Annotated in this window: 16 protein-coding genes; 5 read left to right on the top strand and 11 right to left on the bottom strand. The window is 59.0% G+C overall.

Going from position 1 to position 16,432, the window contains the following annotated elements:
- Nucleotides 1-120: 120 nt before the first annotated feature.
- From ACSVHP_RS07170 to nfsB, 3 genes are all read left to right on the top strand, one after another.
- Complete coding sequence (locus ACSVHP_RS07170) at nucleotides 121-711, top strand: TetR/AcrR family transcriptional regulator (protein WP_234674946.1); 591 nt, start codon at nucleotides 121-123, stop codon at nucleotides 709-711.
- Complete coding sequence (locus tag ACSVHP_RS07165) at nucleotides 701-1,069, top strand: MmcQ/YjbR family DNA-binding protein (protein ID WP_447551429.1); 369 nt, start codon at nucleotides 701-703, stop codon at nucleotides 1,067-1,069. Before ACSVHP_RS07170 ends, ACSVHP_RS07165 begins: the two co-directional genes overlap by 11 nt.
- A gap of 118 nt (nucleotides 1,070-1,187) precedes the next feature.
- Nucleotides 1,188-1,841 (top strand): oxygen-insensitive NAD(P)H nitroreductase, encoded by a 654-nt coding sequence (gene nfsB / locus ACSVHP_RS07160; protein WP_234674944.1) that lies wholly within the window; start codon nucleotides 1,188-1,190, stop codon nucleotides 1,839-1,841.
- A 28-nt stretch (nucleotides 1,842-1,869) separates the two neighbouring features.
- Here nfsB and ACSVHP_RS07155 read toward each other — a convergent pair whose 3' ends face one another.
- The 5 genes from ACSVHP_RS07155 to ACSVHP_RS07135 all read right to left on the bottom strand — a co-directional run bounded on the left by ACSVHP_RS07155 (nucleotide 1,870) and on the right by ACSVHP_RS07135 (nucleotide 5,118).
- A complete protein-coding gene (locus tag ACSVHP_RS07155; RefSeq protein ID WP_447551428.1) occupies nucleotides 1,870-2,460 on the bottom strand; it encodes a hypothetical protein in 591 nt (196 codons plus the stop codon).
- 23 nt (nucleotides 2,461-2,483) lie between these two features.
- Nucleotides 2,484-2,771 carry a helix-turn-helix domain-containing protein gene (locus ACSVHP_RS07150; RefSeq protein WP_234674942.1) on the bottom strand — a complete coding sequence of 96 codons (288 nt, stop codon included), beginning with the start codon at nucleotides 2,769-2,771 and terminating at the stop codon, nucleotides 2,484-2,486.
- The gene (locus tag ACSVHP_RS07145) at nucleotides 2,743-3,081 is read right to left on the bottom strand and encodes a type II toxin-antitoxin system RelE/ParE family toxin (RefSeq protein ID WP_447551457.1); all 339 of its coding nucleotides are present in this window, start codon (nucleotides 3,079-3,081) and stop codon (nucleotides 2,743-2,745) included. The genes ACSVHP_RS07150 and ACSVHP_RS07145 overlap by 29 nt, the downstream gene beginning before the upstream one ends.
- A gap of 136 nt (nucleotides 3,082-3,217) precedes the next feature.
- Nucleotides 3,218-4,252, bottom strand: a complete 1,035-nt coding sequence (locus ACSVHP_RS07140) for a DUF2157 domain-containing protein (protein ID WP_447551426.1) — start codon at nucleotides 4,250-4,252, stop codon at nucleotides 3,218-3,220.
- Nucleotides 4,249-5,118: a helix-turn-helix transcriptional regulator gene (locus ACSVHP_RS07135; RefSeq protein WP_417313049.1), complete on the bottom strand. Its 870-nt coding sequence runs from the start codon at nucleotides 5,116-5,118 to the stop codon at nucleotides 4,249-4,251. Before ACSVHP_RS07135 ends, ACSVHP_RS07140 begins: the two co-directional genes overlap by 4 nt.
- Before the next feature lie 107 nt (nucleotides 5,119-5,225).
- Between ACSVHP_RS07135 and ACSVHP_RS07130 the strand changes: the two genes are divergently transcribed.
- Nucleotides 5,226-6,662, top strand: a complete 1,437-nt coding sequence (locus ACSVHP_RS07130) for an MFS transporter (protein ID WP_447551424.1) — start codon at nucleotides 5,226-5,228, stop codon at nucleotides 6,660-6,662.
- Between the two features lie 67 nt (nucleotides 6,663-6,729).
- Nucleotides 6,730-7,974, top strand: coding sequence for a mechanosensitive ion channel family protein (locus ACSVHP_RS07125; RefSeq protein WP_447551423.1), 1,245 nt, complete (start codon nucleotides 6,730-6,732; stop codon nucleotides 7,972-7,974).
- Between the two features lies 1 nt (nucleotide 7,975).
- Here the strand turns inward: ACSVHP_RS07125 and ACSVHP_RS07120 are convergent, their stop codons facing one another.
- The 6 genes from ACSVHP_RS07120 to ACSVHP_RS07095 all read right to left on the bottom strand — a co-directional run bounded on the left by ACSVHP_RS07120 (nucleotide 7,976) and on the right by ACSVHP_RS07095 (nucleotide 16,392).
- On the bottom strand, nucleotides 7,976-8,947 hold the full coding sequence (locus ACSVHP_RS07120) for a LacI family DNA-binding transcriptional regulator (protein WP_447551422.1): 972 nt from the start codon (nucleotides 8,945-8,947) through the stop codon (nucleotides 7,976-7,978).
- Between the two features lie 74 nt (nucleotides 8,948-9,021).
- Nucleotides 9,022-10,164, bottom strand: coding sequence for a Gfo/Idh/MocA family protein (locus ACSVHP_RS07115; RefSeq protein WP_447551421.1), 1,143 nt, complete (start codon nucleotides 10,162-10,164; stop codon nucleotides 9,022-9,024).
- Nucleotides 10,157-11,182: a sugar phosphate isomerase/epimerase family protein gene (locus ACSVHP_RS07110; RefSeq protein WP_447551419.1), complete on the bottom strand. Its 1,026-nt coding sequence runs from the start codon at nucleotides 11,180-11,182 to the stop codon at nucleotides 10,157-10,159. Before ACSVHP_RS07110 ends, ACSVHP_RS07115 begins: the two co-directional genes overlap by 8 nt.
- Before the next feature lie 15 nt (nucleotides 11,183-11,197).
- A complete protein-coding gene (locus tag ACSVHP_RS07105; protein ID WP_234674934.1) occupies nucleotides 11,198-12,436 on the bottom strand; it encodes an MFS transporter in 1,239 nt (412 codons plus the stop codon).
- A gap of 272 nt (nucleotides 12,437-12,708) precedes the next feature.
- A complete protein-coding gene (pheP, locus tag ACSVHP_RS07100; protein ID WP_447551456.1) occupies nucleotides 12,709-14,097 on the bottom strand; it encodes a phenylalanine transporter in 1,389 nt (462 codons plus the stop codon).
- A gap of 108 nt (nucleotides 14,098-14,205) precedes the next feature.
- Complete coding sequence (locus tag ACSVHP_RS07095) at nucleotides 14,206-16,392, bottom strand: TonB-dependent receptor (protein WP_447551418.1); 2,187 nt, start codon at nucleotides 16,390-16,392, stop codon at nucleotides 14,206-14,208.
- Nucleotides 16,393-16,432 lie beyond the last annotated feature (40 nt).

Below are 16,432 nucleotides of genomic sequence, written 5' to 3'. Positions count from 1 at the left end.
CATTATAGGTATGGCGATAAAGTCGTCAAGACGTTTTCTTATATTTGATCTGCGCCGTTGCAGCCTGACTACGCGCATGTTTCAATCACTGTTTTTGCGATTGACAGGGGGAAGAATTTAGTGGCACGTCCGAAGAGTGAAGATAAAAAACTGGCCTTACTGGAAGCAGCGACCGCTGCCTTTGCGCAGTCGGGTATTGCCGCCTCCACGGCGCTTATTGCCCGTAACGCGGGCGTCGCTGAAGGCACGCTGTTTCGCTATTTTGCCACTAAAGACGATCTGCTCAACGCCCTCTACCTGCACCTGAAGCAGGATCTTTGTCAGACCATGCTCGCCAATCTCGATCGCACTATCAGTCTACCAAAAGAACATACGCGAAATATCTGGAATAGTTATGTCGACTGGGGGATCCGCAACCCGGTCGCCCACGCCGCGATCCGCCAGATTGGCGTCAGTGAAAAGCTCAACGCCGAGACCGAACAGGCGGTAAAAGATATGTTCCCGGAGCTGCACGAGCTGTGCCGCCGTTCGGTGCGCGCGGTGTTTATGTCCGACGAATTTAAAACCTTCGGTGATGCGATGTTCTTATCGCTGGCTGAAACCACCATGGAATTTGCCACCCGAGATCCGTCCCGCGCCGCCGATTTTAAATCCCTGGGCTTTGAGGCCATGTGGCGCGGGCTTGCCGAGGAACAGAGCGATGGAGAGTAAAGCCCTACAGGAACACGCTAAACGCGTAGCGCTGGAGCAGCCGTTTACCGAGCACTGCTGGCCGTTTGGCCCGGAGTTCGACGTGTTTAAGGTCGGCGGCAAGATTTTTATGATTATCGCCGTCGCCCACGGTCGGCCGCACGTCAGCCTGAAATCCGATCCTGAAAAATCCCTGTTAAATCAGCAGATCTACCGCGGCATTGAGCCGGGCTATCACCTGAATAAAAAGCACTGGATTTCGCTGTACGGCACCGACGATATCACCCCCGAGCTGGTGACCGACCTGGTTATCGACTCGTGGAACCTGATCGTCGATAAGCTGCCGAAAAAAGATCGGAAGTGGATCCGCCCCTGCTGATTGTTCGTCTTAGGCGAACAGTTTAAGCGCTCGAATCGCACTTATCTTTTCCCGCGTCCCGCTGTAATCTGCTCTCTTTCGCGCCCGTGAGGGGCGCATTTACACACCAGGAGTTAATATGGATATCATTTCTGTCGCTCTGAAACGCCACTCCACCAAGGCGTTCGACGCAAGCAAAAAACTGACCGCAGACGAAGCGGAGAAGATCAAAACCCTGTTGCAGTACAGCCCGTCGAGCACCAACTCTCAGCCGTGGCATTTCATCGTTGCCAGCACCGAAGAGGGTAAAGCGCGCGTGGCAAAATCCGCAGCGGGTACCTACGTGTTCAACGAACGCAAAATGATGGATGCGTCTCACGTGGTGGTGTTTTGCGCCAAAACCGCGATGGACGATGCGTGGCTGGATCGCGTTGTCGATCAGGAAGATGCTGACGGTCGTTTCAACACGCCAGAAGCCAAAGCCGCCAACAACAAGGGCCGCCGCTTCTTCGCCGATATGCACCGTGTCGATCTGAAAGATGACGACCAGTGGATGGCAAAACAGGTGTACCTGAACGTCGGTAATTTCCTGCTGGGCGTGGCCGCTATGGGCCTGGACGCGGTGCCAATTGAAGGCTTCGACGCGGCGATCCTCGACGAAGAGTTCGGCCTGAAAGAGAAAGGCTACACCAGCCTGGTGGTCGTGCCGGTCGGACACCACAGCGTGGAAGATTTCAACGCTACGCTGCCGAAGTCCCGCCTGCCGCTGAGCACGATTGTGACCGAGTGCTAAAAGCCAACGGGCCGCTCAATGCGGCCCGCTATGTTTTACTGATCACCAGCCTGCGATGCGGATGCACATCGCGATCGTAACCCCACGCGAAGGTTATCCAGCGCTCTTCAAGCTCAGCGTATGAGCCGACAGGCGTTAACTGCCACTCCTCACCCACCGTGCCGTCTGCCACGCTTATCTGATAATTCATGGTAAACGCCCAGTCGATCATCCGCAGCCAGAACCGCTGCCCGTCACCGGTTTGCTCACTGTCAGAGACAACAATGTCATATTCGCCAAGCAGCCACTGAAAGAAGAGCTGGGGAAAGCCGCTAATCACCCGCTGATGCACGGCGCGTGGCGTGCGCCACACCATTACCTGCGTCGCCGCACCGTGGGGAAAAGTGATCTCTTTATGAAACGCCGGCTTCACCGCATACGCCGTATAGGGTTTGCCGTCATCGGTCGTAATGATGCGATACTCATCGCTGTGACGGGATTTCAGCAGTCGATAGCCCACTGGCAGCAAAAATCCCGGCAGATGAAACGCCAGCGTACCGCGCACCAGGAAGGCTTCGGTGTGCTCAACGTTTCGGGAGATAAGCCCTAATTTTTGGCTGAAGTCTGCGGAATCAATCATCAGTTAAATTCATTATCAGCCCCTTAATAAAGCGTAATCTGCGGATGCTTTACTCCACACACCAGCGCATAGCGCGTTAAGGTATCAAGGCTTGCGCGAGTAATATTGGCTTCCATACGGGATACGGTTGGCGCACTGACCCCCATCCGCTCCGCAACCTGAGCGCGCGTCAGCCCTGCATGATTACGCCACTGCGCCAGCATTTCACGCAGACGCTCCTTACGCTCTTCGGCATCAAAGGCGGCTTGTACGTCAGAATGACTGAGCAACTCCGCTCTCAGCTCATCCCAGTCGATAATTTTCTTGCTCATCCAGCATCTCCTGTTGTCGTTTCAGTGCCAGACGGATCTCAGCAGAGGGTGTTTTCTGCGTCTTCTTGATAAATACGCGCAAGAGAAAAAGGGTCTTCTCACGCTGATACACATAAATCCCACGGCGATGGATAATCCCGACCGTTCTGATTTCAAACAAACCCTCCGGCAGTGGTTTACTGTCCGGCTCCCGCAATGCGGTTGGGTTAGAGCGTAATTTATCAAGCTGGCGAATTAACTTCGCCTGTACTCCTGAGGGCAGAGAGAGGATCTCTTCTCTGACAGCCTCATGAACGATGAGTCTGAACACGTTTTCATCCCTGATGATGTTAGCATATAAGGCAATTTGCATTAAAGGCTAATCTCGCCTTTGTGACTCACCTTACACGCCTTATCAGGGCGCTGCCGAATTCCCGTTCATTCTCTCGTAGCCCCTCGCAAAAAACTTATTTCACCGAAGCACCCGCGTGCCAGATCCGCTCCGCGTAGCGCCCTATCACCGCCAGCGACGCCGCCAGGATCAGGAAGAACACCACCTTGTTCATGCCGTCCCAGAAATATTCGAAATAGCGGGTGTAGAGGTTGATGGCGAGGAAGGTCAGGCCAAAACCGCGCAGCATTCCGTCGTCGGTTTTGAGGCTGATGTAAATGCACAGCACCGCCGCCACGGCGAACAGCAGCGCCCACGGCAGCAGTGAAGCCTGGGTAACGCCGTACCAGCTATCGATGTCGTAATTGCCGAAAATCGACATGATCCACAGGGCGACAAACAGATACGTCAGCCCCATAGCTTTACTGGTGGCGTAGAGATGACGCGCCTGCAACACCGCTCGCAGCAGCCAGCACAGCGCCAGGAGCGCGCCGCCGAAGAAGATAAAGCGCACCGGATAGTTCATCCCCAGCCAGTAGGCGCCCCACCCTGACATATAGCCGGTCTCGGCGCCAAACCAGTTCCCGAGCGAGAGCAAAAAGAACAGCCAGACCAGCCCGGAGCGACCGAAATATCCCACCAGCCCGTAAACCGCACAGCCTGCCAGAAACAGCGGCGCAACATGCCCGCTGCTGTTATCGAGCCGTTCACCAAGCTGCCAGAGGGCGATGGCGGTAAATAGCACGCCAAGAAAAAGGAGCGCCTCGGTGCTGTAATGCCAGCGGATCTCACGCCGCTGTCGGCTAAAGCCCCACAGGTAAAACAGCGCCGCAACCACCGCAGGCAGCCCGATGCGGGCAAGTGAGGAGAAGGCGAAGAATTCGATAATGCGCGCCATCAGCTCGCTGTCTGAGAACAGGCTGCCGATAGCGATAACGACGCAGGCCAGCGCCGTCCAGAAGGCGTAACGGCTGAGCCGCTGCCAGTCCATCGTGACGCGTTTGAGGGTGCCCGCCAGACGCTGATGATCGTTGGCGGTTAGCGCCCCCTCCTGCTCCCACTCGCTAAGCGCGCGGCGCAGAAGGCGTTCCTGTTTGCGGGTAACGTTCATCCGGCCTGCTCCGCCAGCCACGTCAGCGCGTTTTCCCCTGCCTCGTCCACCGGCAGATACACCAGCAGCCGCGAGCCGTTACGCGGCGCGGAGTACCAGTACATCTGTTGCAGGTTAAAATCCCCCAGCTCGGGGTGGGAAAACAGCTTGAGCTGGTTTTCCACCCCGCGCACGTCGTTGCGCTGGTGCCAGAGGGATTTAAATTCCTCCGACACCGCGAAGAAGCGCGCCAGTTTAGCTTCCCACAAAGGATCGCCCCGGTGCTCGGCCATCGCCGCGCGGAAATAAGAGACAAAAATCGCCAGCACGTCGTCGCGTCGCCCCAGACGGCTGCGCCACGCGGGGTGGGTCAGATAGAGGTAGATGCAGTTGCGATCCTCGGGCGGGATTTCGTTGAAATCGACGCCCATCAGGTGCCCAAAGCTGTCGTTCCACGCCACGATGTCGAAGTTGGGTTTCTGAATGCTGGCCGGTTTCGGCATCAGCGTGTCCAGCAGGCGGCGCGTGCCTTCGCTGATCCCCTCGCAGCAGACCGCCTGCGGCGCTTCGCCCGGCGGCAGGCCCGCCAGTACAAACAGATGGCGGGATTCGGTGGGGGTACATTGCAGCGCCTTCGCGATGGCGGCCATCACCGCGCCCGAGGGTTTGACCTCCCTGCCCTGCTCAAGCCAGGTGTACCAGGTGACGCCTACGTCGGCCAGCATCGCCACCTCTTCGCGACGAAGGCCCGGCGTGCGGCGGCGGCCGCTTCGGGGGAGGCCCAGCCGCTGCGGGTCGAGACTCTCCCGACGCGCGCGTAAAAAAGCCCCGAGCTGTTTGCGGGTGTCATCCTGAAGCGAGGTGACAGGTTCGGACATCAGCGCCATATTTCCCCCAGCGTGGTAGTGCCAGTACCAGTATAAGCAAGAACTGGTACCCGTTTATCAGATAGTCGATGCTACGACCATCTGTTGAATGACGCAATGGAGTCATCATGAATACGTCTGTTGTTTCACCGGGTCGCGCAGGCCTGATATTGCTGTTAACCGGCCAGATGCTGCCGCTGATTGATACCTCAATCACCAACGTGGCGCTGGACTCCATCACCCACTCTCTGCACGCCACCGCCACCGAGCTGGAGCTGATTGTCGCGCTCTACGGCGTGGCCTTCGCCGTCTGTCTGGCGCTCGGCAGCAAGCTCGGGGATAACCTGGGGCGTCGTCGCCTGTTTATGATCGGCGTCGCCATTTTTGGTCTGGCCTCGCTGCTGTGCGGCATGGCGGGCAGCGTGGAGCAGCTTCTCGCGGCGCGCATTGTTCAGGGCGCGGGTGCGGCGCTGATCGTGCCGCAAATCCTGGCGACGCTGCACGTCACCCTCAAAGGCACCGCGCACGCAAAAGCCATCAGCCTGTTTGGCGGCATCGGCGGGATCGCCTTTATCGTCGGCCAGATGGGCGGCGGCTGGCTGGTGTCGGCGGATATCGCCGGGCTGGGCTGGCGTAACGCCTTCTTTATTAACGTGCCGATTTGTCTGGCGGTGCTGGCGATGAGCCGCCGCTACGTGCCGGAAACCCGTCGCGATACCCCGTCGCGCATCGACTGGACGGGCACCGCGCTGCTGGCGGTGATCCTCTGCTGTCTGCTGTTCCCGATGGCGCTCGGCACGCAGTGGCACTGGTCGTGGCCGCTGAAGGCCGCGCTGGTTGCGGTCATTCCGCTGGCCTGGCTGATGGCGATGAATGCGCGACAAAAAGAGCGCGACGGCGCGCATCCGCTGATCCCGCCGCGCCTGTTGCAGCTTGGCAGCATTCGTTTTGGCGTGCTGATCGCGATGCTCTTTTTCAGCGTCTGGTCCGGTTTTATGTTCTGCATGGCGCTGACGATGCAGACCGGTCTGGGCATGGCGCCGTGGCAATCCGGGAACAGCTTTATCGCGCTCGGCGTGACCTATTTTGTCTCGGCGTGGTTCGCCCCGCGCCTGATTGCCCGCTACAGCACCAGCAATATTCTGCTGATCGGGCTGGCTATCCAGATAACCGGCCTGCTGGCGCTGATTGCCACCTTCCGCGTCTGGGGAATGGAGAACACCGCCCTCACGCTGGCCCCGGCGACCGGGCTGGTGGGCTACGGGCAGGCGCTAATTGTGAACAGCTTTTACCGCATCGGGATGCGCGATATTCAGCCGGACGACGCGGGAGCGGCCAGCGCCATTTTAAGCACGCTGCAACAGGCCGCGCTGGGGCTGGGGCCTGCAATTTTCGGCGCGATTTTGCTCCACGCCCTGCAAAACCATCACGGGGATTACGCCAGGGCGATTAACCTCTTCCTGGCGGTGGAAGCGGGAATGATGGTGGTGCTGGCGCTCGCCACGATACGGATGCGTCATCGCCTGCACCTGCCGGTGGTAAAGGCCTGTCAGGCGGTAAAATAATCGCTCTGAATTTGCATAATAGTTTCGCAGCCGCCATTATGGCGGCTGCATCAATACAGGAGACATTATGCAGGAATTAATTGCTCAGGTTGAAGAGTTAGGGATTGAAATTAACCACACCACGTCGTTGATTATTATCTTTGGTATTATTTTTCTTACCGCCCTTATCGTTCATTTTATTCTGCACAAACTGGTGCTGCGGGCTTTTGAAAAGCGCGCGCAGGCCAGCAGCCATTTGTGGTTACAGATAATCACCCAAAATAAACTATTTCACCGTCTGGCCTTTACCCTTCAGGGGATTATTGTCAACGTCCAGGCGGTGCTGTGGCTGCAAAAAGGAAGCGAAGCAGCCGAATTATTGACCACCTGCGCGAAGCTGTGGGTGATGGTCTATGCCCTGCTCTCGTTCTTCTCGCTGCTGGACGTGATTTTCAATCTGTCGCAGAAAATGGCAACCGCCTCGCAGCTGCCGCTGAAGGGCATTTTCCAGGGCATTAAGCTGGTGAGCGCCATTCTGGTGGGGATACTGATTATCTCCCTGCTGATTGGTCAGTCCCCGGCGATCCTGATAAGCGGTCTGGGCGCCATGGCCGCGGTGCTGATGCTGGTCTTTAAGGATCCGATCCTGGGGTTGGTCGCCGGAATTCAGCTCTCTGCCAACGACATGCTGAAGCTCGGCGACTGGCTGGAGATGCCGAAATACGGCGCCAACGGTACGGTCACGGATATCGGCCTGACCACCGTGAAGGTGCGTAATTTCGATAACACCATCACCACCATTCCCACCTGGGCGCTGGTGTCGGACGCCTTTATCAACTGGAGCGGCATGTCGGCCTCGGGCGGGCGACGCATCAAGCGCAGCCTGAATATCGACACCACCAGCATTCATTTTCTCGACGAGCAGGAGCAGCAAAGCCTGATTCGGGCGAAGCTGCTGAAGCCGTATATGGCGGCGCGTCACGAGGAGATCAGCGTGTGGAATCAGCAGCACGCGGAAGGCGAATCGGTGCTTAACCTGCGTAAGATGACCAATATCGGCACCTTCCGCGCCTACCTGAATGAATATCTGCGCAACCATCCGCGCATTCGCAAAGATATGACTTTAATGGTGCGCCAGCTTGCCCCGGATGCGAATGGTCTGCCGGTAGAAATATATGCGTTTACCAACACCGTCGTCTGGGCGGAATATGAAGAAATTCAGGCCGATATTTTCGACCATATTTTCGCGGTGGTCGACGAGTTTGGTTTACGCGTTCATCAGACACCGACCGGGAACGATATTCGCTCGCTGGCGGGTGCGCTGACAAAATAGATCAGGTGCTGGCGCGGGAAATATAGCGCCAGTCCATCATCACCCTCTGCGCGGGCGCATCCGGGTTGTCGATGTTATTCAGCAATAGATCGACGGCCTTGCGCCCGATATCCCGCGACGGCTGTTCGATGGTCGACAGGGAAATCATCTCCGCAAGCTCCGTGCCGTCAAAACCAGCCACCGCGATATCTTCCGGCACCCGCAGCCCCGCCTGCTGAATGGCCCGCAGCGCCCCGGCCGCCAGTGTGTCGGAAACCGCAAACACCGCATCCGGCGGGTTCTCTTTAAGCAGCGCCTGCATCGCCGCCCCCCCCGCCGCCGGGCTCAGATCGCTCGCATATTCCACCACCTGATAGTCGAGATCGCGCAGATGCAGCACGCTCTTATACCCGCGCTCGCGCAGGCGGGCATATTTGTAGCTCAGGTCGTGGTTAATCATGGCAATGCGTTTGCGCCCGCCGTCGGCAAGCTGGCTCACCGCGTGCTGCGACGCGTCGACGTCGTTAATGCCGACGCAGGAAACCGATCCGTTATCGGCGTATTCGGCGCACTGCACCCAGGGGGCGTTGCCGATTAGCGCGGCGAGCTCGGGCAGCTTAGAGAAGGCGTCCATGGTGATAATGCCGTCGACGATTTTCCCCGACAGCAGGCTCAGGCCGGAGCGGGAGCGTTCGATATCGGACCCGGAGTTGCAGAGCAAAATGCGGTAGCCGTTTTTCTCGGCCTCTTCCTCGATGCCCTTTACCACCTCGGCGCAGAACGGGTTAGCGATGTTCGAAACCATCACCAGGATCATGTAGCTGCGGGCGGTGCGCAGCTGGCGCGCCAGCAGATTTGGCTGGTAGTTGCTCTCTTTAATGGCCTTCAGGACGCGTTCGCGGTTTTTCGCTTTCACCGTATCGCTGTTGTTGAGCACGCGCGACACGGTTGCCACGGAAACCCCGGCCAGCTGGGCGATTTTCTGAATAGACATAGCGACGACACATCCTGCGGTTAGCGTTTTGTGCAGGCTACCATAAATTCAGCGCCCGGCGAACCGGGCAGCCGTCATCGTTCGATGCGTATCCACCGCTGCTGCTGATGGCTTTTTACAATCGCATCAATGATATACATCACGTCCGCGCCGTCGTGGAAGGTCGCGAACAGCGGGTGTGCCGGCATTTCGCCCGCCTGCACCGCACGATAGAACTGCGCCATCATATTTTTAAAGGCATCCGGCCAGCCCTCGATATGCCCGCCGGGGAAGTGGGCGCTGTCGGCCACGTCCGGGTTCATCAGCCCCGGATCGTCTGTGAGCGTCTGGTTGGCCTTCGTGCGATGTCCGATCCACAGCTGCTGCGGCAGTTCCTGATCCCAGGCCACGGATTGCTCGCTGCCGTTTAACTCAAAGGCCAGACGATTTTTGCGCCCGGCGCTGACCTGCGACACGCTAAAGCTGCCCCTGCTGCCGTCGTCAAAGCGGAACAGCACCGAGCCGAAATCCTCGGTGGTGACGGGTTTGTCTTCATAGCGGGCGTGCTCGTCATGAGTGAAGGTCTGACTGCCCCCGACGCTGGCTTTACGCGTTGACCAGACGATAGCGAGATCCGCCATCACCTCGGTGATACGCCGCCCGGTGACAAACTGCACCGTGTCGCACCAGTGGGAGCCGATATCCGCCACCGCGCGCGACGCCCCGCCGAGCGCGGCATCTACCCGCCAGTTGTAGTCGGTTTCCAGCAGCATCCAGTCCTGCAAATAGCTACCGTGCGCGGCAAACAGCCGTCCGACGCTGCCATGTCGCATCATGCTGGCGGCCTGGCGCACCATCGCAAACTGGCGATAGACAAAGCTGACGCCGTGGATAACGCCCGCCTGCTCCGCCAGCACTACCAGCTCGCGCGCCTCGTCCGGGGTCATGCACAGCGGCTTTTCGGAAAAGAGGTGCTTGCCCGCGCGTAAAATCTGCCGGTTGATCTCCGCGTGCAGATGGTTCGGCGTGCAGTTGTGAACGACGTGAAGATCGGGATGGGCGAGCAGCGCCTCCACGCTGGCGTAGGCGTGCGGCACGTTAAGCAGACGCGCCTTCTCCTGCGCCTGTGCAAGAGAGCCGTCGCACAGGGCAACGACCTGCACGAACCCGAGGCGGCGCAGGGCTTCGATGTGCGCCGGGCCGATAAACCCGCTGCCGATAATGCCGACGTTAATCATGGCGGCCTCCGGCGGCGAAATCATCAAATGCCCGATCCGAAACCGGGATAATGTGGCGGCGGATAAACGCGCTCCCCTCGCTGGCCCCGGCGTCGCCCTCTTTCAGGCAGCACTCCCACTCCAGCACCGCCCAGCCGTCGTAGTCGTACTCGGTGAGCTTGCTGAAGATGCCTTTGAAATCGATCTGCCCGTCGCCCAGCGAGCGAAAGCGTCCGGCGCGGTGGATCCACGGCTGATAGCCGCCGTATACCCCGCTGCGTCCGCTCGCCCTGAATTCGGCGTCCTTGACGTGAAACGCCTTAATACGTGAATGGTAGATATCGATAAAGCGCAGATAATCCATCTGTTGCAGTAGCATATGGCTTGGGTCAAAGAGAATGTTGCAGCGCGGATGGTTGTCCACCAGCGCCAGAAAACGCTCGAAGGTGACGCCATCGTGCAGATCTTCGCCCGGATGTAGCTCAAAACAGACGTTCACGCCCTGCTCGTCAAACGCATCAAGAATCGGTCGCCAGCGGCGGGCAAGCTCCTCAAACGCCTCCTCAAAACGCTGCGCGTTGTGCGGCGGCCAGGGGTAGAAAAAGGGCCAGGCCAGCGAGCCGGAAAAGGTCGCGTGCGCGGTGAGCCCAAGCCTTGCCGAGGCCTTCGCCGCCTGCTTCAGTTTCTCCGTTGCCCACGCCCGTCGCGCGTCATCGTTGCCGCGCACCGACGCCGGGGCAAAGTGATCGAAGGCGTCGCTGTAAGCCTCGTTAACCGCCATCAGCTGTCCTTCCAGATGCGTCGACAGTTCACTGATCGCCAGCCCATAGTGCGCCAGCCGGGCGGTTATCTCATCGCAGTACGCCTGGCTTTCGGCCGCTTTTTCCACATCAAAAATGTGCGGATGGTTGCAGGGAATTTGCAGGGCCTTGTAGCCCTTTTCGGCGGCCCAGCCCGCCAGCCCGTCCAGCGAGTTAAACGGCGGCTGCGCCCCGATAAACTGCGAGAGAAAAATGCCCGGTCCCTTAATCGTTCTCATACCGCCTCCTGAGAATTACGCTTTGTCGTCGTCGTACTTAAACGTCAGCATGAAGATCAGTGCAATCACGGCGGCGGCCACCGCTGGGATCCACCAGAACGTCACCCACGCCTGCGGCACGGTTTGGCCCGCCACCAGCTGGTTATACAGCGCGCCCGAAATCTGCGAGCCAAGCAGCATCCCGATCCCGTAGGTAAACATCACGATCATGCTCTGCGCCTGCCCTTTTACCTTTTCGCCCGCCACGCGGTCGGTATAGATAAAGCCGACCACAAAGAAGAAGTCATAGCACACGCCGTGGAGCAGAATGCCGAGATAGAGCAGGATGCGCCCCTCTTCGCTCACGCCGAGGGCAAACATGGCGTAGCGCACGAACCACGCCAGCATCCCGATCAGCAGCATGATTTTCACCCCCAGACGGCGGAACAGCAGCGGGATGATCAGCATGAAGAAGATTTCAGACATCTGCCCGAAGGACATGGCGGTACTGACGTCCGCGATCCCGGCATCCGCCAGATAGGAGGCGGTGTAGGCGTAGTAGGTACCCAGCGGGACGGAAATCAGCATCGCGCAGAGCGAGAAGATAAAGAAGTGGCGGGTTTTGAGCAGCGCAAAGGCGTCGGCGCAGAACAGATCGCGCACCTTGACCGGCAGCCCTTTGGCGGGCGCTGGCGTGTGGGGCAGCGTCAGGCTGTAGATTGCCAGCAGCACGGAGCAGGTCGCCGCAACCCTGAAGATGGTTACGCTTGAGGCCACGCCGGTGACGCCGATGAAGATCCCCGCGACAATCCAGCCGATAGTGCCGAACACGCGCACCACCGGGAAGGTTTTATCCACGTTGCGCAGGCTGTGAAACGCGATGTTGTTGGTGAGCGCCAGCGTCGGCATATAGCAGAGCGTGTAGCCAAACAGAAGGCCAATCAGCAGCGCGCCGTTTTCTGCGATCAGCGCCCCCGGCACAAACCACAGGATCGCTGCCCCGGCGAGGTGCATCACAGCCATCACCTTCTGCGAGGCAAAGAAGCGATCCACCAGCATCCCGAGCACAAACGGCGAGAGGATAGAGGCGATTGGCCCGGCGGAGAACGCATCGCCAATCAGCAGCGACATGTTGTGCTGGGTCATCACCAGCCCGAGCGTGACCGACCAGCTACCCCAGATAAAAAACTGCATAAACATCATCAGCGACAGGCGCGGCACCAGCATCCGGTGCTGCACTATCGCCTTCTCACTACTTTCAGTTGTTGACACCATGATGAGCCTCACCCGCAAAAGTAATCGATTACAAAACAGTTCAGATAAAAAGTAATCGATTACAAAATAAAGATCCTGCGGATCGAAACAGATTTGGGAGGGGGGTCACGATAAAGATGGGAGCAGTGTGGGAAGGGCCGGGTGGCGGCGAGGCCTTACCGGGCCTACGTGGTGGCTGTAGGCCCGGTAAGCGCAGCGCCACCGGGCAAAACGAGGTGCGGTCTGTTGCCCTCACCCTGACCCTCTCCCACAGGGAGAGGGGAAAACGAAGATCACTTTTTACGGGACAGCTTAAACGCCACAAACAGGAACACCACCCACACCGGCAGCAGCATGGCCGACAGGCGCATACCGTCCATCGTACACATCAGCACGAGGATCATCGCCAGGAAGGCGATGCAGAGGTAGTTCCCCGCCGGGTAGAGCAGCGCTTTGAACTGGGTTTCACGCCCTTTGCGGCGCATCGCGGCGCGAAAACGCAGGTGCGCGAGGCAGATCATGACCCAGTTCAGTAACAGAGTGGCGACAACCAGCGCCATCAGCAGGCCAAAGGCGGACTTTGGCAGCAGGTAGTTGATCAGCACCACCAGCGACGTAATCGCGCCCGACAGCATCAGCGAGTTCACCGGCACGCCGCGACGGCTGACGCGGGTCAGGAACTTCGGCGCGTTGCCCTGCACGGAGAGGCCGAACAGCATACGGCTGTTGGAGTACACGCCGCTGTTATAAACGGACAGAGAAGCGACCAGAATGACGAAGTTAAGCGCCGATGCCACCACGTTGCTGTTTAGATCGTGGAAAATCATCACGAACGGACTGCTGTCGGATTTGACTTCTACCCACGGGTACAGCGCCAGCAGCACCACCAGCGAACCGATATAGAACAGCAGAATGCGGTACACCACTTGATTCACCGCTTTCGGAATGCTCTTCTGCGGATCGCGCGCTTCGGCGGCGGTAATACCAATCAGCTCAAGCCCGCCAAAGGAGAACATGATCACCGCCAGCGACAGAATAAGCCCCTTCCAGCCCGTCGCGAGGAAGCCGCCGTGCTGCCACAGGTTGTCGAGAGTAGCGCGCTCGCCGCCGTGGCCGGAGAACAGCAGCCACAGGCCAAAGCCGATCATGCCGATAATCGCCAGCACCTTGATCAGCGCAAACCAGAACTCGGTTTCACCGTACATGCGCACGTTCACCAGGTTAACGGCGTTGATGATAATAAAGAAGGCGGCGGCCCAGACCCAGGTCGGCACGTCCGGCAGCCAGTACTGCATATAGATGCCAGCGGCGGTCAGCTCGGCCATTCCCACCAGCACGAACATTACCCAGTAGTTCCAGCCGGAGAGGAACCCGGCAAACGGGCCCCAGTATTTGTAGGCGAAGTGGGCGAAGGAGCCTGACACCGGCTCTTCAACGACCATCTCACCGAGCTGGCGCATGATCAGAAAGGCGATAATCCCGGCGATGCCGTAACCCAGCAGTACCGCCGGCCCCGCCATCTGGATCGCAGGACCAATCCCCAGAAACAGTCCTGTACCGATGGCGCCGCCGAGGGCAATTAATTGAATATGTCGATTTTGCAAACCACGTTGCAGCGTCGGATTTTGTTCCGACGAGGCTTCAGGGCTCTCACTGCCTGAAGCGGATGACGCGTCTTTCACATCCATTCCCTGTCTCTTTTTTAGAAGGGGCACGTTTTAACACTTCATGCTGGTGGTAGCAAGCTGAAAGGATTGGGGCTTCCCTGCCCCGGATAACGAGGGTGGAACTCAGAACTCGTAGCCAACCGACACCTTAAAGGTGCGCGGTTCGCCCTGAGTGACGTAGGTACCGGAATCGTCCACGGATGCCCAGTAGTTTTCGTCGGTTACGTTGTCGATGCCCGCGCGAAGCGTCATCTGATTCTCATTGTGGTTCACCGCGAAGCGATAGCGCACGCCCAGATCCAGCGTGGTATAGCTGTCGAGCTTTTTGCTGTTCGCCAGATCGGCGTACTGCGAGCCGGAGTGGTTGACGCGCGCGGTGGCGGTCAGCCCGTCGATCGGCTTGATGTCGTACTCCGCGCCCAGCACCGCGTAGAAGTTCGGCACGCCGATGGCGTCGTTGCCCTGGTTCAGCCCGTTGTTGGTTTTGGTCAGCTCCGCCTGCAACCAGGTGGCGCTGGCGTTCAGACGCATGCCGAGCATCGGCTCGCCAAAGACGTTCAGCTCCACCCCGCGGTTACGCTGCTCCGCATCCAGGCCGTAGTGTTTGGTTTCGCTGTCGAGAATAGCCGACGGCATTTTGATCTCGAACAGCGCCAGCGAGCCGCCCACGCGCCCGAAGTCGGCCTTCACCCCGACCTCGTTCTGCTTAGAGTGGACGATCCCGGTACTCTGGCCGTAGTTGGTGGCGGTGTTTGGCGCGGTCTTGCCAGGCTGCAACGCTTCGGTGTGGTTGGCGTAAAGTGAGATCTGCTCCCACGGCTTGTATACCACGCCGTAGGTTGGCATCCAGCGGCTGCCGTCGAAGCCGTCCGCGTCGTTTTCCGCGCCGGTGATTTTGTTATAGCCGCGGATCACCACTTTCTGATGGCGCGCCCCGGCGGTGAACAGCAGTTTGTCGTCGAGCACGCCGAGGGTATCGCTCAGCAGCCAGCCCTGGGTGCGGGTGCGCCCGCTGGTCAGCGGATCGCTGTATTTGCCGCCGGAGCCGTTGAAGTTGGTGCTGTCCGGGGCGTTCACGCCGGTGTTGTGGTAGATGTTGGTGGTCGGGTTATCCGCCGCCGCCGACATCTTCCACGCTATTTTTTCGTTTTTGGTCATCGCCGAATAGCCGACGTTGACCTTGTGGGAGATAAACCCGGTATCGAAGCTGCCGCGAATGCCCGCCATCCCGCTGACGGAGTCGCTGATGCGGTTGGTGTCGAGGCGGCTGGCGGTCGCCGTACCGCTCTTATCCAGCAGTTTTGGTGCGCTGTACAGCCCCTCTTCGTGCGCGTGCTGCGCCCCCAGCCCGGTGTAGGCCGTCCAGCTATCGGTGATGTCGTACTCGCTGCGCCACATGCCGAATTCGTTTTCGATATCGCTATACGCCCACTTCTGCGAGAAGTTGCGGTCGTTTTTCGGCGGCTCCGGCACGAAATCCACCGCAGAAATATTGACGCTGGTCGGGCTGCCGTGGAAGGTCTTCTTCTGATAGCCCACGTCCAGCGAGGTGCGGAAGTTGTCGCCTTTGTAATCCAGCCCGGTGGAGAGCAGCGTGGTGCGACGACGGTCGTTCGGGATCCCGGTTTCCCCTTCGCGGTGAACCAGGTTTACGCGCGCGCCGAACTGGTCGCTGTCGCCAAAGCGGCGACCCGCATCGAGCGTAGTGCCAATCTGCGAATCGGAGGTGTAATCGACGCCTATCTTCGCCTGCGGGGTTTCGCCCGCGTGCTTCGGCTCCAGGTTGATCATCCCGCCCACGCCGGAGCTGGCCGCGCCGTTCATCAGCGAGTTCGCCCCTTTGAAGATCTCAATACGTTCCACCATCTGCGCGTCCACCACCTGACGCGGCAGCACGCCGGACAGGCCGCCGAAGGTCATGTCATCGCCGTCAAACTTCAGGCCGCGAATGCGGAAGCTTTCGGCGCTGTTCCCGTAGCCCTGAACGTACTGCACGCCCGCGTCGTTAGCGACCACGTCGGCAATGGTTTTCGCCTGCTGATCTTCCACCAGCTTTGAGGTGTAGCTGATGATGTTGAACGGCACGTCCATCGTGTTCTGCTGGCCGAGCATCCCCATGCGTCCGCCGTTTGCCACCTGCCCGTCCAGGAAGGCCGGAACAAGATTATCGCCGCCGGGTTTGAAATCGCCGGCAGGCGCGGACTGGACAACGATGGTGTCCTCTTTTTTGCCGTCCGCCGCGAAGGCGGAGTGCGTAACCGCGCCGATAGCCAGCGCCAGAAGCGTTTTATGCATATTGGTGTTGTTCATCATTAACTCATTAAAATCGCGCAAAAATGGCCCGTCGCCG

The sequence above is a fragment of the Enterobacter sp. 186315 genome (assembly GCF_053290175.1).
This window is presented reverse-complemented; position numbering and strand designations above follow the sequence as displayed.